Origin of the sequence: Pseudomonas sp. LTR0, assembly GCF_036630035.1 — a bacterium.
GTDB lineage: Bacteria > Pseudomonadota > Gammaproteobacteria > Pseudomonadales > Pseudomonadaceae > Aquipseudomonas > Aquipseudomonas putida_Y.
The window spans coordinates 2,719,375-2,740,380 of sequence record NZ_CP123734.1; the positions used below are offsets into that span (position 1 = coordinate 2,719,375).

Genomic DNA, 21,006 nt, shown 5'->3' on the forward strand with positions numbered 1-21,006 from the left:
TAGATGCCCGCCTGCAAAAAAAGCGGAGGCATCGTCATGTCAGGCTCTGCAGAAATGGGGGCAAGGCCCCATGTGAAGTGCCTTGCGTGCTCGTTGAGCCGGCTATGCCTGCCCGCCAGCCTCAGCGCCGACGAAGTGGACAAACTGGAGCGGATTGTCCGCCGTAACCGGCCATTGAAGCGGGGTGAGTACCTGTTCAAGGCCAATGAACCCATGGAGCACGTGTTTGCCTTGCGCTCTGGGGCGATCAAGAGTTTTCTGCTCGATGCCGAGGGCACCGAGCGGGTGACCGGCTTCCTCCTGCCGGGTGAAATGCTCGGGCTGGACGCTATTGGTGCCAGTCATTACCGAAGCTTTGCCGTTGTCCTGGAACTCTCGCTGGTCTGCTCCATCAGGCTGGATCAGTTGGTGGACCTGTCCGGCCAGATTCCGGGGTTGCGTTATCAGTTGCTGCACATGCTCAGCCTAGGGATCCAGGGCAAGGACGAGCACCTGCGCTGCTGCCATGGGCGTGCCGAGCAGCGGCTGGCGATCTTCCTGCTGGGCATGTCGGCGCGTTACCAGGCGCGGGGGTTGCGGGCGGGTGTGTTCAACCTGCCCATGTCCCGTGGTGATATCGCCAACTACCTGGACCTTACGCTGGAAACGGTCAGCCGCCTGTTCAGCCGTTTCGTCCATGCAGGTCTCGTGCTGTGCGCCGGGCGTGAGGTCAGGCTCATCGACATGCAAGGCCTGGTCAACCTGACCCATCTGGAGGAGCCCACTTGAGCGCGGCAAGCACCCGGTCATAGCGTTGCACAGGCCAGTTCTCGGCGGAGTGCCCCACCCAGATCGGGCGTGGCACATGATCCGTGCGTATCCAGATACGCTGCGGTGCTACGCCTGTTTGCCAGCACAGCTGGGCTACCTGGCGCGCCACTTGTGGCGGTGCGCAACAGTACACCGTGTCCGGGTGAAAGGTGATCAGCAAGCGCCTGGTTTGCCACCAGCCACTGCTGCTGTCACGCGGCAGTAACGACAGAGCCGACAGCCAGGTTCGACAATCGTCTGGCAGCAGTTCAGCCGCAATGCCGTCATGTGACAGCTGCAATTGTATCCAGGGCAGCCAACAGCGAATCTCATCCAGCGCCCCCAGTAAGGACAGCAGGCCGTCGGCGCGACTGATGGCCAGCAACCTTGTACTTTGCAGGGGCAACGGCCAAGCGCTGCCAAGCGGCCCGGAATAGTCGAACAGTTCCCCCGCCCGTCCCAAGGGCTGCGCACTCTGAGTGCTGACGATAAATTGCCCGGCCACGCCAGGTAGGGTCACGTAACTGCATGGCCAGCACTCGGTTCGACCGCTGAGCACGCAGTACTGGCCAGCCATTGCCTCGCTGCATGGCTGGCTGCAAAGGGCCAGGCGCACGAATTGCTGGATACCCAGGCCGGGCAATGTCTGGAGCACGCGGACGCTGGCACCCTCCCGGTCCATGACTGCCTCGCACGGTAATGATGGCTTGCTGTAATCAGCCTAGGCCGTCGCCAATCCGGCACTTTGACCAGGATCAAACCAGCGGGCGGCAGGGACTTCACCTTGTTGATAAAGATCAAATGGGGTGCTGCCCCACGGCGCATGATCGAGGCGTCTCCCTGGGAGGCAATACTCATTCACCCATTCGAGGAGAACTCCATGTCAGACGTTGCCAAGAAAGTGCCTGTTACCCCCGTCGCCAGCCAGCCAACCGAAGGTTCGCCGCCCAGCGTAGAACCTTCAGAGCTGTGGCGGCCCTTCCAGCAATTGCGCCGTCAGATCGACAGCCTGTTCGAGGATTTTGGATGGCGGCCGACGCGCATGCCGTTCAGCCACACACCGTTCGATGTCGAACCGTTCTGGCGGCGTGACCTGTTCACCCACGGCATGCCGGCCATGGACATCAGCGAGCTGGCCGAGGAGTACCGCATCAGCGCCGAGTTGCCTGGCGTGGATGCCAAGGATATCGAGATCAAGCTCGTCAATGGCAACCTGTTGATCCGCGGCGAGAAAAAGGAGGAAGTGGACGAAAAACGCAAGGAATATCACCTGTCCGAGCGCCATTACGGCAGCTTCGAACGGGTTTTCCAGCTGCCCCGTGGGGTCGACGCCGAGAAAATCGACGCCCAGTTCAACAAGGGCGTGCTGCTGGTGCACCTGCCCAAGCGTGCCGAAGCCATCCATCCGGAAAAGGTGATTCCGATCAAGAGCGGTAAATGATCACCCACCCTCACTGCATCGAGGAGCAAGGAGGCTCCGCCTGTGGAGGTAGAACATGATGTCCATTGGCAAATACTGCAACCGGGACGTGGTCACCGCACCACCCGGTATCTCCATCTATGCCGCGGCGCGCATGATGAATCAGTACCATGTCGGCGATCTTGTGCTGGCCGAACATGTCGACGGCGAGCGTTGTCGGCCCATCGGCCTGATCACCGATCGCGACCTAGCGTTGCGGATCATTGCGCGCAACCCACCGGATCAGGAGGACCTGCAGGCGGTCGATGTACTGCCCCGGCCTCTGATCACCGCGAACCAGAACGAGGACCTGTTCGATGTCATCCTCAACATGCGGCGCGCCAATATCCGACGTATTCCGGTAGTCGATGATTTCGGTCTGCTGGTCGGCATTGCCACGGCGGACGATCTGGTGGGCCTGCTGTCGGACCACCTGCACGAACTGTCACTGCTGATCCGTCAACAGAGCCGGCGGGAGGAAGATCTTCGCGGCGAAGACCTTTGAGCGCCCGCGTGCGCGATGACGAAAGGAGGCTGGCATGAGTGATGTCCCGGGTACTGAAGAACTCGAAAGCCTGGACGCCTATTGGCGGGCGGCAAACTACCTCACCGTTGGCCAGATCTATCTGCAGGACAATGCCTTGCTGACCAGGCCGTTGACCTTGGCCGATGTCAAACCTCGGCTGCTGGGCCACTGGGGGACTTCGCCGGGGCTCAACCTCATCTATACCCATCTGAACCGGTTGATTCGCCAGTACAGCCTCGATGTGCTGTTCGTCACGGGCCCTGGCCACGGCGGCCCTGCTCTGGTCGCTCAGGCGTACCTGGACGGTACATACACCGAGCTCAACCCATCGGTTGGGCGCAACGCCCTTGGAATGGCCCGGCTCTTTCGGCAGTTTTCCTGGCCCTATGGCATAGGCAGCCATGTCGGCCCCCATGTGCCTGGCTCCATTCACGAAGGGGGCGAACTGGGCTATTCGCTGGCCCATGCCTATGGTGCCGCCCTGGACAATCCGCATCTGATCGTGGCGTGCGTCATTGGTGATGGTGAGGCCGAAACCGGGCCACTGGCTGCCAGCTGGCATTGCAACAAGTTCCTCAACCCCGCCCGCGATGGCGCAGTGCTGCCCATCCTGCATCTGAACGGCTACAAGATCGCCAACCCCAGCGTGCTGTCGATGATCAGCGAGGAGGAACTGACCAGCCTCATGTATGGCTATGGTTATGATCCCTATTTTGTCGAGGGTGACGAGCCGATGGACGTCCATCGTGCGTTGGCCAGGACGCTGGAAGTCATCTACGAGAAGATCAGCCAGATCCAGCGCCTCGCGCGGCATGCCGAAGACCCGCAGGTGATCGACAGGCCATTGTGGCCGGTGCTGATTCTTCGTACCCCAAAAGGGTGGACGGGGCCCAGGTACGTGGATGGGCAACGCGTAGAGGGCACCTGGCGGTCCCATCAGTTGCCGTTGTCGGACCTTGGCAAACCGCCGCACCTGCTGCAGCTGCAACAATGGCTGGAAAGTTACCGTCCCCATGAGCTTTTTGACGCACAGGGCGCGTTGCTGCCTGAGCTGGCCGCACTGACCCCGACTGGCCGGCGGCGCATGAGCGCAAACCCGCATGCCAACGGCGGCCTATTGTTGCGGGCACTGGACTTGCCGCACTACGCCGATTACTGCGTGCCGATGCCGGGCCCGGGTCAGGTGCGGGCCGAGTCGACCAGAGTGCTGGGCGGGTATGTGCGCGATGTGATGAAGAACAGCCTTGCGTCGCAGAATTTTCGCCTGTTCGGCCCTGACGAAACGGCGTCCAACCGGCTGGATGCAGTGTTCGAGGTTACCGACAAGGTGTGGCTGGATGCTCACGCCAGCGATGATGGACACCTTTCGGCACAAGGGCGAGTCATGGAGATCCTCAGTGAGCATATCTGCGAGGGCTGGCTGGAGGGGTATCTGCTGACGGGTCGCCATGGCCTGTTTTCCTGCTACGAAGCCTTCATCCATATTGTCGATTCGATGATCAACCAACATGCCAAATGGCTCAAGACAGCTGCCGAGGTGCCGTGGCGCAAGCCGATCGCATCATTGAATATCCTCCTGACTTCGCATGTCTGGCGGCAGGACCATAATGGTTTCTCGCACCAGGACCCGGGTCTGCTCGATCTGCTGGCAAACAAGAAGGCCAATCTGGCGCGGATCTATCTGCCACCTGACGCCAACTGCCTGCTGTCGGTGGCTGAGCATTGCCTGCGCAGCCGTGGGTACATCAATGTGATCGTCGCCGGCAAGCAGATGGAGTGGCAATGGCTCGATAGCGAAGCGGCCGCCGTGCATTGCCAATCAGGTATCGGACGCTGGGGCTGGGCCTCCCACGATGACGAGATGCCCGACGTGGTGCTTGCCTGCGCGGGCGATGTGCCGACCCTGGAGGTGCTGGCGGCAGTTACACTGCTGCAGGAGCAGGCTCCTGATGTGCGCGTGAGGGTGGTGAATGTCGTTGACCTCATGGCGCTGCAACTGTCACAACAGCACCCTCATGGGCTGTCCGACAGCGACTTCAATGGGCTGTTCACCGAAGATCGACCGGTCATCTTCGCCTTCCACGGCTACCCGGCGTTGATCCATCGCCTGATTTACAAGCGCGCCAATCCGCAACGGTTTCATGTGCGGGGCTTTCGCGAAGAGGGCGCAACCACCACGCCGTTCGACATGGCAGTCATCAACAACCTGGACCGCTACCAGTTGCTGCTCGATGTGTTCGAGCGCGTGCCACGCTTGCAGCCTCAGCTCGAGCAGGCCCGAGCCCGCTATTGGGCAACGATGGAGAAGCACAAGCTCTACCTCATCGAACATGGCGAAGACATGCCTGAAGTTGCGCAATGGCGATGGACTTCCCCCCTAGGTGCCTGACCAAGCGCTACTTGGCCTTCCAGTACTTCTGCATTTCCAGGAACAGGAAGGACGCGGTCCAGGTGATCAGTACCAGGCCCGTCAAGGCCTGCAGGCCGGTCAGGTACTTGAGATGGCCGGTGGGGGCGATGTCGCCGAAGCCTATTGTGGTATAGGTGGTGAAGGAGAAATACACGCAGTCCAGGTCATTCTTGTAGATGATCTTGTGCAGGTGGACTTTCAGGATCGCCAGGCGGCCCTTGCGGTCGGGCCGGTCGCTGACTTTCTGCTGATCGAGCAACTGCAGGAACTGGCTGTAAAGGATGGCGTGCACGGCCGGCTGGCTGAACAGGCCGAACTGCACGGCTGCGAGCACCGCCAGGCCGACTGCCAGTAAGTAGAGCTTCCAGGGCTGATCCTTGTTCATGGCCATCGCCCCTTGGCGCGGCGGCGCTAGGCGATCAACAGATAATCTTCGACCTTGCTGACGCCCGGCACCGACCAGGCCGCACGCTCGACCACTTTTCGAGTTTGTTCAGGCGTACCTCTATTCCCTCGGCCAGGCCGCGCACGCCTTTCATGGCCTTGACCGTGCGCTCGGCACTGACTTTCTGGGCGTAGCTGTTGACGTGCCCGGAGAGGGTGACTACACCGTCACACCGATGCTGGCAGCGTGATATCGGGTTTGAACTCCAGCTCTTCGAGCACAAGGTCTCGCAAGTCAAGGTCGTTCATGATCGGCTCCGGTAGCGGGCAGGGGAGGGGCTGAAGTGCCCTGAGTCCTTGTTTCTACACGTGTACCCCACAGCGCGATTGATAAAGGCCAAACCCGGTGAACAGGCCGCTTGCGGTTGACAAATGTCAGGCTGCGGCGCACGCCGCAATCGATACTCAGCGTGTCTTGGGCATGCACTAGGGTATGGAAATGCGACGTTATGTGCTTTGCGGGTGGGCAAGCCTGCTGCTGATTACCGCGTCCGGCTGCACGGCGTGGCGCGCTGAGGAGTACGATGCGCGCCTGGAATCGGCGGAGAACAATGCCGCCACTGCAAGGTTGCGCGCCGATCAAGTGTGTTACCGCATCGACCTGGTCGAGCAGACCGCCAACGAGGCGCTACGACGGGCAACCCAGGCTCAGGACGAGATGCAGCAATTGGCTGCGGTGGTCGCGCTGATGCTGGCCACCGGACGAGCCCTCGAAGCGTTCAGCGTGCGGCATGCCGAGCGCGAACTGCGCGCGCTGATCGACCGAGCGCCGCAACGTGCGTGGGTGCAGGAACAAGACGGGCTGCACGAGGTAGCGGTGGATCAGGTCAGGCCAGGTCAGACCGTGCCGGTACGCCTGCAGAGTCCCCAGGCCACCCTGGACGAGGCGGCACTGACCGGGGAGTCGTTACCCGTCACGCGCCATTGCGGCGAGCCGGTGGCCAGCGGGGTGTGCAACGCTGGCGCGCCGATGGTGCTGGTGGCCACGCAGACTGCGGCACAAAGCACTTATGCCGGCATCGTGAGCTTGGCCGAGGCGGCACGCCAGTCACGGGCGCCCTTCGTGCGCCTGGCACTTGAAAATGCGGTCTCGGTCGCCAGCATTTTGCTGCTGACCGAAGCCACCATAACCGATATCCCGGAAAAGACCGCACCCCTGATGCAACCCCCAATGCCTGAGTGATCAGGCCGACCCACCGTTGGAGGCAATCATGAGTCACTATCAACGCCTGTTGCTGATCATGCGCCCAATGCTGCACCAGGCGGTCGCCCTGGAGCAGGCCGTTGCACTGGCAAGGTCTGCATCGGCCAGCCTGCACATCGTCGCCTTGCTCGAATCATTGGACAAACTCTGGTTGCTGGAGTCCGGTAAGCATCAAACGGAGCGGGAGGCTTACCGGCAGGCTCAGCAGGAACAGTTGGAAGCCCAGGCAAACGTGCTGCGTGCCTCTGGCGTGCAGGTGACGGCCGAGGTGGCCTGGAGCAACGACCTGCAGGATGACATTCTGCAGCACGTGCTGGAGATGCAACCGAACCTGCTGCTCAAGCAGGTCGAGCATGAGCCTGCGCTCAAGCGCGCCTTCTTCACCCCGCTTGACTGGCAGCTGTTGCGCCACTGTCCGGTCCCGGTCTACTTGCTCGGTGCCAGCCTGCCGGCGTTGCCACGCCAGGTCGTGGCGGCGGTGGATGTGGCTGATACCTCGGATGAGGGGCAGGCCCGAAATGACAGTATCGTCCAGCAGGCCAGTGCATTGGCCTTGCAGACCGGGGCGCAACTGGACCTCCTGCACGCCTGCGATCTGTCGATGGCCTATATGGGCGATATGGGGTATGCCGCCTGGGCCATCGGGGACATTGCCGGGCCTTTGCGCCAAGCGTTGGAGGATGATTTCAAAAAACTGGCCGATCGCTTCGGAGCGCCATCGGAACGCCGCCACTTCGTGCTGGGCCGTCCGGTCGCGGTGCTCAGCGAATACGTCGAATCACAGCCGGTAGACGTGCTGGTCATGGGGCGGCCCATCGCACGGGGGCTGGACCGTCTGTTCGGCAGCACCACCGAGCATGTGTTGTACCAGGTGCCTTGCAATATCCTGGTGGTGTAGGGCTGTACGGCTGACCACGTCACGGCATAAGGCGTTGAGCAACCAGGGCGCTGGTGTCGAAGATGTCCAGCTGAGCCCGGCAAGCGGCGGGCAGGCGAAAGGGCGTGATGCTGTCGGCGACCAGGATGCGTTCGAACATCCCGCTTTCGAACAGCGCTCCTGCAGTGGTGAACAGACCGTGGGCGGCGGCAGCCAGAATGCGGGATGCGCCAGCGCCATGGCAGGCTTGTGCGGCCCGCAACAGTGTCTGGCCGGTACTGATGATGTCGTCAAACAGCACGACCGTGCTGCCAGCCACATTACCCACCAGGCACTCCCCGCTGAGCTGCGTGTGTTGCCGGTGCTTTTCCACCATGGCCATGGCAACCGGGCGCGCGAGCAGCTGGGCCAGTGCCTGGCGAAACTGTTCGGCACGCTTGATGCCGCCCATGTCCGGCGCCACCCGGTCGATGCCGCAGCTTTCCATCAGGCGAGCCACGTGGCGTGTAATGGTCGAGTCCTGAAATTCCACCTTGCGGTCCTTGCGCTCATAGCACAGATAGGGCGTCACCGCTGTCACCTGACTGGCGCCGGCGTCCTTGAGAGCGCCACAGAAGAACAGCAGATGGCACAAGCGGCGTGGCAGCGCTGGGTTTGACGATTATCAAGTGCAGCTTGGCCCATGGACGGACACTGTGCAGGTCAGCGCATGCCAAGGGCTGCGATTTTCACAATCCTTATAGCGAGCACGCCAATGGACAAGTATCAGAAAAGCCACAAGGACAAATTGTTCAAAACCCGTCCCTTCGACCCCTACGCCATACCCCTTCGCCCGGGCGGCAGCGCGCTTTGCCCGCAATGTGGCGCGGTCTATCACGAGGGTGAATGGCACCCGCACGGAGCAAACGGCCTCGGGCCACTGGAGTCAACTGTATGCCCCGCCTGTCGACGTATTGAGGACCATGCCGCGGCGGGCCAGGTGCGCGTGTCGGGCCGTTTCGTCACGACCCATGAGCAGGAGATTCGCCAGCTCATGCAGCATGCCGAACAGCAAGAGCGCCAGACCCACGTGCTCGAGCGGCTGATCGCCATCGACTGCAAGGACGACGAACTGTTGGCGACCACCACGGGCACGCACCTGGCCAACCGCATTGGACATGAACTGGAAGCCGCTTATGACGGCGTCTGCAGCTATCGCTACAGCGACAGTGAACGCTACCTGAGCGTCGATTGGCATCGCGATTGAGACGGGCCGCCGGTTTGCAAGGCACGGAGCATTGCAAACCGGCGGCCAATCAGCCGTGGATTGCCAGGATGCTCGACTGCACCTTGTACAAGGTCTGCTCGGTGGTACTGCCGATGACCTTGGCCAAGCCTTCATGGTAAAGGGTGCCCATGACAACCACATCGAAGCCATGCTGGTTGGCGTATTCGCTGATGACACTCCGGGCAGCCCCGCGTATCAGGTGCAAATGGTCCGGCTTGATGCCGTAGTTGTCCGCGAAGCGGGTCAGGCGTTCCCGTGCTCTACCTGTCACTTCTTCGATCACCTCATCGGTCCATGCCACTGGTGCGGCGGCGTAGGCCATGAAGCTAGGGCTCGGTTCATAGGCCTGGAGCACATGCAGTTGTGCCTTGCAGCGTTGCGCCAGCACCTGTGCAGCTTGCAGGACATGGTCGTTGCATTTGTGCACCGCAGCGTCGTGCTCGACGAGGTCCACGGCCGCCAGCACCCGCGCAGGCAGTGCCGCTTCAGCCTGAGCTACCAAGTGTAACGGTATCGGGCAACGGCGCAGCAACTGCCAGTCCAGCGGCGTGAGAAGGGCACGGCTGACGACAGTTTCGTGGCGGATGTCCTTGATCAGCATTTCCACGCGATGTAACTGCGCCAGGCGGATCAGGTCCTTGAGTGGATCATCGTCATCCAGCGTTTCGGCATAGGCGGTAATGCCCTGCTTGCCAAGCGCCTGTGCCTGTTCATTCAGCCATGCCTTGCGATGCTCGGCGTCTTGTTTGCGGGCGCTGCTGCGCAGTACCTGGTCAAGGGTGGTCAGGCGTGACGGTAGTTGGCTCAGCACCACCAGGTGCAAGGTGGCCCCTGTGGCCTTGGCCAACGCCTGCGCGCGCGCCAGGGCTGGTGAGGGGTGCAGGTCCGGATGGCAGATGAGTAGCAGTCGCGTCAAAGCGTTCATGATGGCCTCCGCAGCGATGGCCGTCGCAATGACGGCTTACGCGTAGGGTGCCGCGATGGCGCCTGGGGGCCTTGATTTTTATCAAGAACGAACCGGCAACGGCTACGATAATGCCAATCGTACGGCAACCAACAGCCGCGCCGGGAGGTGCCCGACGAACCGGATTCAGGGTTCTCGGTGGGTTGAGTATGGGCATGCAGGAGGCTGAGGTCATCCGCGTAGCGCTTGTCCTTGATCGGGTAGGGCGGTAATGGCGCAGCACCTCAGACGCAGGCAGGCCATGGCCGTTGCCGGCACGTGAGATCTTTATTACCTGCATTGTTGACCTAGGATAACTTCTGCCGCCTTTCAGATCGTCGCGTTGCGCGCGCAGTGATAGCGTTCGTATATACGCTTTTCATCCCGAGGCGTGGCCATGTATCAGAACCTGGCTGTTCTGGCCGCCTTGCTGGTGCTGTACGCCAGCCTGGCCGGCGCGCTTGAATCCAAACCTATCAACGGGCCGCTGTTGTTTCTGCTGGCGGGCCTGGTAACAGGTCCCTCCGGGCTTGGATTGTTGAACCTTTCGCTGGACCGCAACGATCTTCGCTTTCTGGCCGAGCTTACCCTTTCAATCGTCCTGTTCAATGATGCCGCCAAGGCCGATCTGGCCCAATTGCGGCAATCCCGTAGCCTGCCCTTGCGCCTGCTGACACTAGGCCTGCCGTTGACATTGATTGCGGGCTGGCTTGCCGCCTGGCTGATGTTCCCACAGATGCCCAGGCTGGAGATGGCGTTGTTGGCGACGATCCTGGCCCCGACCGATGCCGCCCTTGGCAAGGCAGTCGTGAGCAACCCCGAGGTGCCGGCCAATGTACGCGAGAGCCTGAATGTCGAAAGCGGCTTGAACGACGGCATTTGCGTGCCGGTACTGCTCCTGCTGTTGACATTGTTGATGGAGACCCACTCGACGATGCCTTTTGCCTTGGCGGGCTATTTCTTCCTGGAAGAACTGGGAATCGGTGTTCTCTCAGGGGCGGCGCTTGCGCTGTTGGTGGGCGGATTGTTACGTCTGTCACAACGCCATTGCCTGCAGATCGAGGCCTGGCAGCAATTGGTAATGCCCGCGCTGGCATTGCTGAGCTTCGCCTGCGCCCAGGCACTGGGGGGGAGCGGCTTTATCGCCGCCTTCTGCGCAGGGCTGCTGACAGGTTACCTGTTCAACCGGGAAACGCAGCCGTTGCTCGTCACCGGCGAGTCGAGCGGTGAGGCGCTGTCGCTGCTGACCTGGGTGGTGTTCGGAGCCTACGTGGCGCCCAAAGCTTCGCAGATAGTGGCACCCTCGGTCTGGTTCTACGCACTTTCGAGCCTGTCGCTGGTGCGGATGCTACCTGTTTGGCTCAGCCTGGCGGGGAGCACACTCAGCGCCGAGAGCCGCTTGTTCATCGGCTGGTTCGGCCCCCGTGGCCTCGCGTCCATCGTGTTCACGATATTGATACTGGATGCGCCGTTGCAAGAGGGTGGCACGATCATCGCGAGCACTATCGCGTGCGTCCTGCTCAGCGTGGTATTGCACGGCTTAAGTGCATTGCCGGGGGCGCGGAGGATGGGACGCCGCGTTCGGGAATGAGGGTGTGACAGGCGATCGAACGTAAAACACAGCGTTAAGATTAATTCGGCGCACTGATCGGCCTAGTCGCCCGACTGTACGTGGTGGCGAACGGGCGCATTGCCGGTATCAGCGGTCTGCTCGGCTCGCTGTTGCAACGCACGGGAGAAGGGCGAGGAGAGACGCTGTTCCTCTTGCTGGGCATTATTGCGGCGCCACTGTTGTGGCGAGCGGTCTCGGCGGTGCCTCCGGTGCGTTTCAGTACGGCCCCGGGGTTACTCATGGTCGCGGGGCTACTGGTGGGGGCGCTATGGCAGTGGCTGCACCTTGCCTTCGCGCATGGTGACGGCTTGTGTATTCGACGCAAAATCTGTGGCGACCAACGTCTCGGCGGCCGGACGGCGGGTTATTCGCCGATAAAACCAGCACCAGTGAGGCTATCACATGCAAATGCTTAAAACTGTAATATTTAATACGTTTAACGTATTATAATTTCATTTTCTGGCCATTTAGGTCGGATAAGATTTAATTATCAGACCTAAATGGGCGGAGAGTAGGGCATGGCAGTAGGCGTACCAGAAAACGATGTTTTTGCCGCGGCAGACGCAGTCCTTGCCCGTGGAGAGCGGCCTACGGTGGAGCGGGTACGCCTGGAGTTAGGGCGCGGCAGCCCGGCGCGGGTCGGTGCTTTGCTCGATCAGTGGTGGGAACAGCTTGCCGGGCGCCTGCGCGGCGAAACCCGCCTGCCCGGCTTGCCGGCGGAAGTGGCGCAAGCCTTCGTGGCCATCTGGCAGCAGGCCACGCTGATGGCGCAAAGTGTCGCCGAGCAGGCTCTTGATACCCAGCGGCAGGTGCTGGCCGAGGAGCGCGAAGCACTGGGAGCGCTGGAAGCCCGCGCCCGTCTGGAGGTAGTCCAGGCACAGCAGCAGACCGCTGAGGCAGTCACCACACGGCAACGCGTGGAAACCCGTCTAGCCGATCTGGAGCAGTTGCTGGTTCAGCGCCAGGCGCAAATCGACGATCTGCGCGCCCAACGCGACGAGTTGCAGGCGCAGCGTGACGAATCCCACGCGCATCTGGTCGAGGTCCGGCAGCAGTTGCACAACAGTCGGGAGCAGGCCGAGCAAGCGCGGATAGAGCAGCAGCGGTACACCCGCGATGTGGAGGACCGAGCCTATCGCGAGATCGATCGGGTGCGCGAGGAGTACAAGGTGGTCGCGGGCCAACTCAAGGACCTCAATCAGCGCCAGCACGGCCTTCAGCAAACCCTGCTGGCCGGTCAGATTGAGCTGACCGAAACGCGCGAACAGCGGGCCATGGCGCAAGCGCAAATTAAAGCCCTGCAGAGTGAGCAGGAACAGCGGCAACATGTAGTGGACGACTTGACTCAACGCATCGAGGCTTTGCAACAGCAGTTGCAACTGGCTCAGCAGGATTTACTCAGCTCTCGGGAACAGTCAGCAGCGGCTACGGCCCGAGCAGACGCGCTGGCTCAGCAACTCGGCACCGCCCGCACGGTGCCGAGTAAAAAGCGTGCGCCGCGCAAGCCCGCCTGACCGATAGACCTGCCTAGGCAGAGTGTTTGTTTTTTTGATTTTACTGGCAGCGGAAGACTGCCTTGCACTAGGAAGCGACATGGACATCAACTAAGTAAGAAGTTCGTAGCGGTTGGTCGGGGGGGCGTTAAACGACGGGTGACAGAATGAATGAGCGAGAGATTGTGAGGGTGCTGATTTTTAAAGGGTTCGCGGGTTTGTGGAAGCAGCTGCGTAGGTTAGTGGAGACAGACAACACACGTGAGTAATTATGACATGGCATACTATTTAACATAATATGCATTATGAGCACCTGCGTATGGAGTTACCGGGCCGTGGGTTGGCCAGATTGGAAGCCAGTTCGCAGTGCGAATTTCGCAGACGCGAAAAAATGACCAGTTCAGCCGGCTTCAGGTGTTGCTACCAGCAACACGCATCAGCTCCGAAGTAAGTCGCTGCAGACAGCTCTGCCGGTGGTTTTTCACGGTGAAAAAATCCACGGTGAAACTTCAGAGCCCAGATCGCACTACGATTTTCGCGGGCACCGAAATTACGGTCGCCGTTGGCTTTTCGGCCAACGTTGCGTCATTTGACCCAGTACCTCAAGTTGCGACGCGAGGTTCAACACGTCCAAGTCTACGCCTAGAACTGAATCGGCTTCGTACGGATACCGCGTGCCAGAGAACAGATTCGACGCAGTACTTATTCATTTGTCCAACTCAAAGCCTGGTGCCAGGCTCTGTGAATCGCACGAAACTGGCTGGCTAGGTCGCTAGGAATTGCGTTTTACAGATCAGACAAGCAGTGTCCATTACCACGTGGCTTCAGGCGCAGTCGCAGGTGCCCATCAGGATCATATTCAGATCTGGGGAACGCGGGTCAGCCTTAACCAGAAGCGACTTGAGAAACAGCTCTCAAGCGAGCGCCGAATTCCTCACAGCTGGCCAGTAACGCGTTCTATCTGGGGAACTTTTCGCTCTCACCTCAAGCACTTGAGCTGCCTGCAGAAATGTCTGGGCTTCCTCTATAACCCAAGTATTGGGCAGTGGGACGTCATCCTTCATATGGCGTCTTAAGTGGACCTTCGCTTGGAGCTGTGGCTGGTAGCAACAGCCAACGGCCGCATAGCATAGCGGGATAAGCTCTGGTACCCTGCCCTTATAATATGAATTTAAGAAATAACTCTACTAAATATTCATTTAGTAGAGTTGCACTCAGTAAGTGCCTGGTAATGAGTTCGATCAAGACTAATTTGTGTATCGTCAAACCCTGCCCTGACGACTGCGAAAGTTTTCCGCAACATTGAACAACCCCATACCGACGAGCATCGCGATCACGAACAGCCAGGCTTGCCAGTACCCCCCGGCGAGCAACACCAGCGCTGGCCCCGGACAAACGCCGGTAAGCCCCCAGCCTATGCCAAAGACGAGGCTCCCGCCGACAAGTCGACGGTCGATGTCACGCCTGGCAGGCAGCTGTATCTTACCTCCCAGCACAGCAGTGGTGTGACGCCGCGCCCAAGTCATAGGCAACAGTGCGGCACCTATCGCACCCACCATGACCAGTGCAAGCGACGGGTCCCACTGCCCGGCAATGTCGAGAAAACCTAACACCTTGGCGGGGTTTGCCATGCCGGATAGCAGTATTCCCATGCCGAATAGCAACCCTGCAATGAAGCCACTGATCCGCTTCATTTCACGCTCCTGAAAAAAGATGCCTGACCACAAAGACCGTGGCAAAGCCGGCGGCCATGAAGCACAGAGTCGCCACTGCCGAACGGGGCGACAGGCGTGACAGGCCACAAACGCCATGGCCACTGGTGCAGCCACCGCCATAGCGAGTACCGAGACCTACCAGAACTCCCGCGACTATAAGCAGCCAAGGCGCCATACTGAAGTGAGCCGGAGGCATTGCCGAGAACAGTTGCCATAAAAGTGGCGCTGCAATGAGGCCCAACAAGAAGCACACTTTTTCACCCCGCCCTTCCCCGCCACTTTGCAGGAGAGAACCGAGCAAACCGCTGATGCCCGCGATGCGCCCGTTCGCAACGGCGAACAGCCCAGCGGCCAAACCGATCAGTGCCCCGCCTGCCAATGCCGACCACGGCGTGAAGGCAGCCATATCAACAAACATCTCAGCGCTCCATTGTCGAATTAGAGACAAAAACAGATTCCATCTTAACGCTAGAGAACGACCTCATGACACTTCCCTGCACGCGGTGCCCGCGTTCAAGCCTGCTGCGGAAACGATAGAAGCGAGACAATGAAGTCAGCTGACCGGCGCAGGCTTGATCGTCAGGATACTGCACGGTGCATGGCTTACAAGCCGCTCGGTGGTATCGCCGATCACCTTGGCCCAACGCCTGGCCTGCACAACGCCGACCACCACCACATCGATCTTCAGCGTGGCGATGTAGGACTTGATCACGCGCAGGGGCGCGCCTTCGCTGAAATGCCGTTGCGTATGGGCAACGCCATGTGCATCGGCCAACGCATCGAAAGGCAACTGCAGTGACTCGCGTAACTGGTTCGCCCAGGGGCCGGCAAGGTCAGGGTTGGCCAACATGGCGATGGGCAGGTCGTAAGCCGAGAGCAAGTGCAACTGGCCCTTGCATTGAGTCGCCAGTTGCTGACCTGCCGCGACCAAGGCATGGTTGAGGGCGTCGTTGTGTGGCGACGGGTTGGCGACATCCACTGCGACCAGAATGTTCTGGGGGATGGCTGGGGCATCCGCCGGTACGAACAGCAACGGCGTCTCACTTCCATGCAGCAACACTTGGTCTAGCGAGGTCCGGGCTATCTGGTCGAGCAGGGAATGGCCCGGGCAGTCCTTGATCACCAGATCAGGTGCGTAGCGGGCAATGCAGGCTGGCAGTTCATCGCGCGGATTGGAGGTTTCTACGGCCTCGAAACCTGGCCGAGCCCCAACGAATTGATGCTCATCCAGCAGCGCTTTGAGTTCGGTGCTGAAGTGCACGAATGAGACCGAAGGTAGCGAGTCCTCCTGCAATTCATGACGCAGGCGCAGTTCACCCGATTCGTGGATACCCAGTACTTGCAAGCTCGCCCCCGACGCCGCAGACAATGCCATGGCCCGGGGCAGCGCGGCATTGGCACGGGCCTCGGTCATGATTAGCAGAATCCGGCGATACGGCTTCATGGGACACCTCCCCGGCGCGGCTGTTGGGTTGCATGCGATTGTCATTATCGAAGCAGGTGCAGGTTCGTTTTTGATAAATATCAAGGCTCCCAGACGCCACCTCGCACCTGGTAGTGCTGAGCGTTGCTCTATTGCCATGGGCGGCGTCAAGCGCGCCGGGCTGTTTCGACAGGCACTGATTCAGCGCTTGTCCAGATAGCGATACAACGCTTCTTCCTGGTCGAAGTGCAATTGCGCAAGTGTGTCCAGACGGATGAGCTGGTGCTGGATATCGTCAGCGCTCGGGCTGGCCGCTGCCTGGACAAAATCTTTGCTCATGCGTGACAGCAACTGGATCTGACGGAAAATTTCGCGGTGGCAGTGGCTCATTGCCGAAAGGGGGTCATCACCAGCCATGTAGCGGCTCAACAATGGATACAAGCGTTGTTCATCATCCCGCTCGTGACGCTCCAGTAGCTCATGCAGGGCGGCGACGAGGTGATTCAGGTCGGTCCGGGCCTGCACGGTGGGTCGACTGGAAAAATCCCCGGCCATCTGGCTCAGTTCGGTCAGAAGCCCCTGCAGTTGCCGATGTTCGTCGCTCATGCGCTCCAGGTTCGCTACCCCAAGCCCGTTTCGCCCGTCCCCGGCCAAAGGGCCAAGGGCGCGTAACGCATTGACGATGACCAGCAAGTCAATGCCTTCCTGCAGTAGCGCTCCCATCACCGCTGGCAAGTAACCTGCAGCAGCGGCCAGCATGGCCAGCAACGACAGGGTCATGCCCACCCATACGCCCTGACGGGCGATGTGCACCGCATGCCGGGCGATGTCCAGCGCCTCGATCAAACGGTCCAGGCGGTCAACCAGCAAGACTACGCCGGCTGCCTGCGCCGAGGCGGTGACGCCGGCAGCACCCATGGCAACCCCGACATCGGCAGCAGCCAGCGCAGGCGCATCATTGATGCCATCACCAACCATCAAGGTCTGACCTTCGCGGCAGCCCTGCTGCACCAGCCGGATCTTGTCCCCAGGCGAGAGGCCTGAATGCAGCTCGTCGATGCCTGCCGTCAGCGCGATCATTTCGGCCGTTTGTGGGCGATCGCCCGTAAGCATCACGATCTTCTCGATGCCACGCGCACGGAGCCGACGCAGGGTCTGAGGCGTTTCCTGGCGCACATCATCGGCCAGCCGCAACAGCGCTTTCAATTCACCGTCCACCGCCACGAAACTACCGCTGCTGGCCAGATAGTCCAATTGTTGCAAGCGTGTCCGTGCCCACGCCTCCTCGTCCTTGCCATCCTGTACATAAGCCAGCGCGCCCACGCGCACGGCTTTGCCCTGAACTCGCCCGGCAAGCCCCTGGCCCGGGCTTTCCTGGACGTTTTCCGGCGTTGATAGTGGCAAGCCTCGCGAACGGGCAGCCTCAACGATGGCCTGTGAAATTGGATGGGTGGATGCCTGGGCCAACGATGCGGCCCGCTGCAGAATCTGCAGCGGTACCCCCTCTCCCTTGACCTCGATCGATTGCAGTCGGGCATGGCCACTGGTCAGGGTGCCGGTCTTGTCGAGAAACACCTGGCGAACCCCGGCGAGCGCTTCCAGCACTGCACCATCGCGCACCAGAATGTTCCGCCGTGCCGCACGCGAGATACCCGACAAGATGGCAATCGGCACCGCCAGAATCAGCGGGCATGGCGTGGCGACAACCAGAACGGCCAGTACCCGCTGGATGTCGCCGCTGATCCACCAGGCGAGCGCAGCGACCAGCATCGTCAGCGGAATGAGCGCCAGCGCGTAGCGGTCGGCCAGGCGCACGAAAGGTGCCCGTGACTGGCGTGCCGCCTCGGCCAGGCGCACGATGCCCGCATAAGTGCTTTGTGCCGCCGTGTGCGTGGCCAGCAGCCAAATCGGCGCGCCGGCGTTGCACACCCCGCTGGCTACGTGTTCGCCAGCATGGCGCGTTACAGGTAACGATTCGCCGGTCAGCGCGGCCTCGTCCAGGATGGCCTGGTCACTTTTCAACTGCCCGTCGACCGGCACGATGTCCCCCAGACGCACCAGCAGGGTCTGCCCAGGCTGAACCTGATCCACCGCAACCTCGCGCAGCCCATCGTGTTCCTGGACCCAGGCACGCTGGGGCGCACGCTGGATCAGCGCGCGCAATTCGCGCTCGGCGTGGCGCAAGCTGAAGGCTTCCAACGCACGGCCGGTGGCCAGCATGAACGCAACCAGCGCGGCGACCAGCATCTGCTCGAGGATCAAGGCTGCGCCTATCGACAGCAGGGCTATCAGATCAATGCCCGCCTCCCCCCTGGCCAGGCGTCTGGCCATTTCCACCACCAGTACCAGTGCCATGAAGGCGCCGCCAGTCGCCCAGGCCAGCGCCGCCCAAGCGGGCTGTTGCGCCAGGTAGGCCAAGCCGCCAGTCAGCAAAGCCAGCACACACACCAACAACAGGCTGGAGTTCAACCAACGCTGTGCCATGGCGGCTACTTGCGTCTGGACTGCTGCAGCAGTTGTTGAACCTGGTCCTGAGCCAGGGTCGCCCTGCGCAGTGCCTCGTTGGCAGTCTGCTCTACCAGATCGATGCGGTAGCACACCTGATCGGCACGCAACCGCGCAGTGGCAGCATTGTCCTCTGCTGACGCCAGGCGCGCATCGTATTCCTCGGTGTGCCAAGGGCTGCAGCCTGACCCCGTCGCCAGTAACAGGCTCGTCAACCCCAAAAGCAGATAGCGTTGCATGTCCATACCCTCGTGCGTGCCAAGTCACCCTGAGTATCGGTAACGCCGCCTGCAGCAGCCTGACATTTGTCAATCGTGTGCTGAGTTCCTGCCGTTGCTGCGGCAGGCCAATGAGCTACCATCCATGCGTTGGTCGACAACTTGAAATGAACCGCCAATCAGGGCAGGAGTACCTGCGATGCTCACTGTCACGCTGATCAACATGCTGGTCGTGATCCTGGTGGTGATCATTCACTACGAATGCCTGCTGCGCCTGAATGACTGGCTACCACGGCTCAAACTCTGGAGCCGGTTTCGCATCGTAGCGGGCGTGTTCGGCGCACTACTGGCCCATGCGCTTGAGGTCTGGTGCTTTGCCCTGGTGTATTACCTGATGGCCCATGCCGACGGCTGGGGCACGCTCAGCGGCAACTTCGACGGGAGTTTCCTGGACTGCGTGTACTTTTCCTTCACCACCTATACCACCATTGGTTTCGGCGACATCACCCCGAGCGGGCACCTCAAGTACCTTACTGGCCTGCAGGCATTGACCGGCCTGGTGTTGATCACCTGGACCGCTTCGTTCCTCTTCCTGGAAATGCAGAAGTACTGGAAAGCCAAATAATGGAGTACCGGGTGCGGCGGTGACCACAAGCCGGCTGCCTGTTTACCATCGGCCAATTGGGCTGTGCGAACCGGTAACATCCGCTCTTCCCTCAAATTGACAGCAAAATCCAGTTGTCAGCCGAGCAATTGACAACTATCAAGTCGGTGCAAGGCCACGCAACGAAACTGTATCTCCACTGTTCATTCCAGACGTGTGAGGATACCGCCATGGCTCCAGTCAACCCCTCCCCTCAACCTGCCCCCACCTCATTTCCGGTGCCCGCCGGCGAGCATTGGATCGATGCTTTGGACAATGGTACCCATGTACTGATCAGGCCGTTGCAAGCCAAGGACAGGCAGCGCGAAAGAGCCTTCATCGAACGGTTGTCACCTGAATCACGGCACTTTCGCTTCCTGTGCCAGATCAAGGAGCCCGGTGAAGCCATGCTCGACCAGTTGATGGCGGTCGATCAGGACCGACAAGCGGCCTTCGTCGCCCTCGCGCATGTCGACGGCGAACTGCAAGAAGTGGGCATTTCCCGTTACGCTGCCTGTGACGCCAAGGATGAATGCGAATGTGCGGTCACGGTCCTCGACAGCTGGCAACACCATGGCCTCGGCCGCTTGCTGCTCAAGCACCTGACTGATCATGCACGGGCAAAAGGATTTCGGCAGATGTATTCGATCGATTCCGCCGCCAATCAGGCAATGCGTGACATGGCCAAGGCAGCAGGATTTACCACGACCACCGACCCTGATGATCCGAGCCAGGTAATCCACCGGCTTGTACTGAGCTGAACCAAAGCCGCCGCGGCATGACTTGTCCTGACGCGGCGGCCAGCATCTGATTCAAGGCATGGTTGCCTGAGGCTCCTCGGGCAACAGGTCGAACTGTTTGAGGCAGCGCTGCTCATCATCGGGTGTGAGTACCTTCAAGCCGCTCACCTCCTGCATGGGCGTTTCGAACAAAGCCATGCGTAGCACCCCGTTGCGCTTCATGAAGGTCTGTGCCAGACACGTGCACACCGGTTTGCCGACAAGTGTGGAGAGTTTTTCATATTCGGGTACGTCCACTTGAGCCTGCAGGTTGGCCTCGCAGTTCGCCACGATCTGCGTCACTGAGCGTCCTGCCAACCACAAGGCGCCTGTGCCCAGCAGCCCCAGGCACAACAGCACCACCAGCAGGATGTTCGACTCCCGGGCCACCGAGCGAAGGAACGCCAGCCTGGCCTGCCAGCCTGTCTCCTGGCCGTTGAAAATGGCCCTGCCGACAGTGCGCTTCACGCCTCGCTGCACCGCCCAGCCTAGCGCCACACTCAGGGCCAGCAAGGCCAGTATCACGGCCGGATCGTGCATGGGCAGGCGCCAGGTCGGGCTCAGCCCGTGGTAGGCCGATGCGGCGAGTAGCAAGACCAGAATCGCCACGATCCAACCCAGGCTGCCCTTTGGACGATGCAGCCAGGCTCTGAGTTTTGCCCTTGCTTGTGTGTTCATGAATACCTCCCGCGCCGACCC

The 21,006-nt window shown here is 60.7% G+C and carries 19 protein-coding genes and 6 pseudogenes; 13 read left to right on the forward strand and 12 right to left on the reverse strand.

From position 1 onward, the window contains the following. Positions 1-36 precede the first annotated feature (36 nt). The gene (gene fnrB, locus QCL51_RS12505; protein ID WP_033730605.1) at positions 37-768 is read left to right on the forward strand and encodes a Crp/Fnr family transcriptional regulator FnrB; all 732 of its coding nucleotides are present in this window, start codon (positions 37-39) and stop codon (positions 766-768) included. Here fnrB and QCL51_RS12510 read toward each other — a convergent pair. Next, positions 737-1,471 carry a hypothetical protein gene (locus tag QCL51_RS12510; RefSeq protein ID WP_021784671.1) on the reverse strand — a complete coding sequence of 245 codons (735 nt, stop codon included), beginning with the start codon at positions 1,469-1,471 and terminating at the stop codon, positions 737-739. The genes fnrB and QCL51_RS12510 overlap by 32 nt on opposite strands. A 198-nt stretch (positions 1,472-1,669) precedes the next feature. Between QCL51_RS12510 and QCL51_RS12515 the strand changes: the two genes are divergently transcribed. From QCL51_RS12515 to QCL51_RS12525, 3 genes are read left to right on the forward strand one after another with little or no spacing between them, the layout of a single operon-like run. Then, entirely contained in the window at positions 1,670-2,230 is a 561-nt protein-coding gene (locus QCL51_RS12515; RefSeq protein WP_021784672.1) for an Hsp20/alpha crystallin family protein, read from the forward strand. 58 nt (positions 2,231-2,288) lie between these two features. Then, positions 2,289-2,753 (forward strand): CBS domain-containing protein, encoded by a 465-nt coding sequence (locus QCL51_RS12520; protein WP_033730612.1) that lies wholly within the window; start codon positions 2,289-2,291, stop codon positions 2,751-2,753. A 34-nt stretch (positions 2,754-2,787) separates the two neighbouring features. Next, on the forward strand, positions 2,788-5,163 hold the full coding sequence (locus tag QCL51_RS12525; protein ID WP_021784673.1) for a phosphoketolase family protein: 2,376 nt from the start codon (positions 2,788-2,790) through the stop codon (positions 5,161-5,163). A 7-nt stretch (positions 5,164-5,170) separates the two neighbouring features. Here QCL51_RS12525 and QCL51_RS12530 read toward each other — a convergent pair whose 3' ends face one another. Beyond that, a complete protein-coding gene (locus QCL51_RS12530) occupies positions 5,171-5,569 on the reverse strand; it encodes an ion channel (RefSeq protein ID WP_021784674.1) in 399 nt (132 codons plus the stop codon). A 97-nt stretch (positions 5,570-5,666) separates the two neighbouring features. After that, positions 5,667-5,877: pseudogene (locus QCL51_RS12535) on the reverse strand (BON domain-containing protein); the annotation flags it as partial. Positions 5,878-6,067: 190 nt separating this feature from the next. Between QCL51_RS12535 and QCL51_RS12540 the strand changes: the two are divergent. The 3 genes and pseudogenes from QCL51_RS12540 to QCL51_RS12550 all read left to right on the forward strand — a co-directional run. Then, positions 6,068-6,298: pseudogene (locus QCL51_RS12540) on the forward strand (outer membrane lipoprotein OprI); the annotation flags it as partial. Beyond that, positions 6,296-6,742: pseudogene (locus QCL51_RS12545) on the forward strand (heavy metal translocating P-type ATPase); the annotation flags it as partial. The pseudogenes QCL51_RS12540 and QCL51_RS12545, both read left to right, overlap by 3 nt. Positions 6,743-6,839: 97 nt before the next feature. Next, positions 6,840-7,730, forward strand: a complete 891-nt coding sequence (locus tag QCL51_RS12550; RefSeq protein WP_021784676.1) for a universal stress protein — start codon at positions 6,840-6,842, stop codon at positions 7,728-7,730. A 19-nt stretch (positions 7,731-7,749) separates the two neighbouring features. Here the strand turns inward: QCL51_RS12550 and QCL51_RS12555 are convergent. After that, a pseudogene (locus QCL51_RS12555) lies at positions 7,750-8,346 on the reverse strand (ribose-phosphate pyrophosphokinase-like domain-containing protein); the annotation flags it as partial. Between the two features lie 117 nt (positions 8,347-8,463). Here QCL51_RS12555 and QCL51_RS12560 point away from each other — a divergent pair. Next, complete coding sequence (locus QCL51_RS12560) at positions 8,464-8,955, forward strand: BCAM0308 family protein (RefSeq protein ID WP_028697428.1); 492 nt, start codon at positions 8,464-8,466, stop codon at positions 8,953-8,955. 49 nt (positions 8,956-9,004) lie between these two features. Here the strand turns inward: QCL51_RS12560 and QCL51_RS12565 are convergent, their stop codons facing one another. Together QCL51_RS12565 and QCL51_RS12570 are read right to left on the reverse strand one after the other, a co-directional pair. Further along, entirely contained in the window at positions 9,005-9,901 is an 897-nt protein-coding gene (locus QCL51_RS12565) for a universal stress protein (RefSeq protein ID WP_021784679.1), read from the reverse strand. Positions 9,902-10,065: 164 nt separating this feature from the next. Next, positions 10,066-10,170, reverse strand: a pseudogene (locus QCL51_RS12570) (phosphoribosyltransferase); the annotation flags it as partial. Between the two features lie 146 nt (positions 10,171-10,316). On the opposite strand from QCL51_RS12570, the gene QCL51_RS12575 reads away from it, so the two are divergent. The 3 genes and pseudogenes from QCL51_RS12575 (at position 10,317) to QCL51_RS12585 (ending at position 13,045) form a co-directional block, all read left to right on the forward strand. Continuing rightward, positions 10,317-11,510, forward strand: a complete 1,194-nt coding sequence (locus QCL51_RS12575) for a cation:proton antiporter (protein WP_021784680.1) — start codon at positions 10,317-10,319, stop codon at positions 11,508-11,510. 53 nt (positions 11,511-11,563) lie between these two features. Next, a pseudogene (locus tag QCL51_RS12580) lies at positions 11,564-11,794 on the forward strand (YeeE/YedE family protein); the annotation flags it as partial. A gap of 255 nt (positions 11,795-12,049) precedes the next feature. Beyond that, positions 12,050-13,045: a DNA-binding protein gene (locus tag QCL51_RS12585; protein WP_028697429.1), complete on the forward strand. Its 996-nt coding sequence runs from the start codon at positions 12,050-12,052 to the stop codon at positions 13,043-13,045. A 1,241-nt stretch (positions 13,046-14,286) separates the two neighbouring features. Here the strand turns inward: QCL51_RS12585 and QCL51_RS12590 are convergent. The 5 genes from QCL51_RS12590 to QCL51_RS12610 form a co-directional block, all read right to left on the reverse strand. Further along, entirely contained in the window at positions 14,287-14,718 is a 432-nt protein-coding gene (locus QCL51_RS12590) for a DUF6691 family protein (protein ID WP_021784682.1), read from the reverse strand. Between the two features lies 1 nt (position 14,719). Next, positions 14,720-15,157 carry a YeeE/YedE family protein gene (locus tag QCL51_RS12595; protein ID WP_021784683.1) on the reverse strand — a complete coding sequence of 146 codons (438 nt, stop codon included), beginning with the start codon at positions 15,155-15,157 and terminating at the stop codon, positions 14,720-14,722. Between the two features lie 135 nt (positions 15,158-15,292). After that, positions 15,293-16,183, reverse strand: a complete 891-nt coding sequence (locus QCL51_RS12600) for a universal stress protein (protein WP_021784684.1) — start codon at positions 16,181-16,183, stop codon at positions 15,293-15,295. A gap of 180 nt (positions 16,184-16,363) precedes the next feature. Further along, on the reverse strand, positions 16,364-18,646 hold the full coding sequence (locus QCL51_RS12605) for a heavy metal translocating P-type ATPase (protein ID WP_021784685.1): 2,283 nt from the start codon (positions 18,644-18,646) through the stop codon (positions 16,364-16,366). 5 nt (positions 18,647-18,651) lie between these two features. Then, positions 18,652-18,906, reverse strand: coding sequence for a hypothetical protein (locus tag QCL51_RS12610; RefSeq protein WP_028697431.1), 255 nt, complete (start codon positions 18,904-18,906; stop codon positions 18,652-18,654). A gap of 178 nt (positions 18,907-19,084) precedes the next feature. Between QCL51_RS12610 and QCL51_RS12615 the strand changes: the two genes are divergently transcribed. Both QCL51_RS12615 and QCL51_RS12620 read left to right on the forward strand, forming a co-directional pair. Beyond that, positions 19,085-19,510, forward strand: coding sequence for a potassium channel family protein (locus QCL51_RS12615; RefSeq protein ID WP_021784687.1), 426 nt, complete (start codon positions 19,085-19,087; stop codon positions 19,508-19,510). A gap of 209 nt (positions 19,511-19,719) precedes the next feature. After that, a complete protein-coding gene (locus QCL51_RS12620) occupies positions 19,720-20,289 on the forward strand; it encodes a GNAT family N-acetyltransferase (RefSeq protein WP_021784688.1) in 570 nt (189 codons plus the stop codon). 51 nt (positions 20,290-20,340) lie between these two features. Here the strand turns inward: QCL51_RS12620 and QCL51_RS12625 are convergent, their stop codons facing one another. Beyond that, entirely contained in the window at positions 20,341-20,985 is a 645-nt protein-coding gene (locus QCL51_RS12625; RefSeq protein ID WP_274148209.1) for a hypothetical protein, read from the reverse strand. Between the last annotated feature and the right edge of the window lie 21 nt (positions 20,986-21,006).

Excerpts from the sequence above, each read along its gene's own strand:
- QCL51_RS12615 (WP_021784687.1), top strand. The coding sequence starts at position 19,085 with ATGCTCACTGTCACGCTGATCAACATGCTGGTCGTGATCCTGGTGGTG.
- fnrB (WP_033730605.1), top strand. The coding sequence starts at position 37 with ATGTCAGGCTCTGCAGAAATGGGGGCAAGGCCCCATGTGAAGTGCCTT.
- QCL51_RS12510 (WP_021784671.1), bottom strand. The coding sequence starts at position 1,471 with ATGGACCGGGAGGGTGCCAGCGTCCGCGTGCTCCAGACATTGCCCGGC.
- QCL51_RS12575 (WP_021784680.1), top strand. The coding sequence starts at position 10,317 with ATGTATCAGAACCTGGCTGTTCTGGCCGCCTTGCTGGTGCTGTACGCC.
- QCL51_RS12625 (WP_274148209.1), bottom strand. The coding sequence starts at position 20,985 with ATGAACACACAAGCAAGGGCAAAACTCAGAGCCTGGCTGCATCGTCCA.
- QCL51_RS12595 (WP_021784683.1), bottom strand. The coding sequence starts at position 15,157 with ATGTTTGTTGATATGGCTGCCTTCACGCCGTGGTCGGCATTGGCAGGC.
- QCL51_RS12520 (WP_033730612.1), top strand. The coding sequence starts at position 2,289 with ATGTCCATTGGCAAATACTGCAACCGGGACGTGGTCACCGCACCACCC.
- QCL51_RS12610 (WP_028697431.1), bottom strand. The coding sequence starts at position 18,906 with ATGCAACGCTATCTGCTTTTGGGGTTGACGAGCCTGTTACTGGCGACG.
- QCL51_RS12560 (WP_028697428.1), top strand. The coding sequence starts at position 8,464 with ATGGACAAGTATCAGAAAAGCCACAAGGACAAATTGTTCAAAACCCGT.
- QCL51_RS12590 (WP_021784682.1), bottom strand. The coding sequence starts at position 14,718 with ATGAAGCGGATCAGTGGCTTCATTGCAGGGTTGCTATTCGGCATGGGA.
- QCL51_RS12515 (WP_021784672.1), top strand. The coding sequence starts at position 1,670 with ATGTCAGACGTTGCCAAGAAAGTGCCTGTTACCCCCGTCGCCAGCCAG.
- QCL51_RS12620 (WP_021784688.1), top strand. The coding sequence starts at position 19,720 with ATGGCTCCAGTCAACCCCTCCCCTCAACCTGCCCCCACCTCATTTCCG.
- QCL51_RS12530 (WP_021784674.1), bottom strand. The coding sequence starts at position 5,569 with ATGAACAAGGATCAGCCCTGGAAGCTCTACTTACTGGCAGTCGGCCTG.
- QCL51_RS12565 (WP_021784679.1), bottom strand. The coding sequence starts at position 9,901 with ATGAACGCTTTGACGCGACTGCTACTCATCTGCCATCCGGACCTGCAC.
- QCL51_RS12605 (WP_021784685.1), bottom strand. The coding sequence starts at position 18,646 with ATGGCACAGCGTTGGTTGAACTCCAGCCTGTTGTTGGTGTGTGTGCTG.
- QCL51_RS12525 (WP_021784673.1), top strand. The coding sequence starts at position 2,788 with ATGAGTGATGTCCCGGGTACTGAAGAACTCGAAAGCCTGGACGCCTAT.
- QCL51_RS12600 (WP_021784684.1), bottom strand. The coding sequence starts at position 16,183 with ATGAAGCCGTATCGCCGGATTCTGCTAATCATGACCGAGGCCCGTGCC.
- QCL51_RS12550 (WP_021784676.1), top strand. The coding sequence starts at position 6,840 with ATGAGTCACTATCAACGCCTGTTGCTGATCATGCGCCCAATGCTGCAC.
- QCL51_RS12585 (WP_028697429.1), top strand. The coding sequence starts at position 12,050 with ATGGCAGTAGGCGTACCAGAAAACGATGTTTTTGCCGCGGCAGACGCA.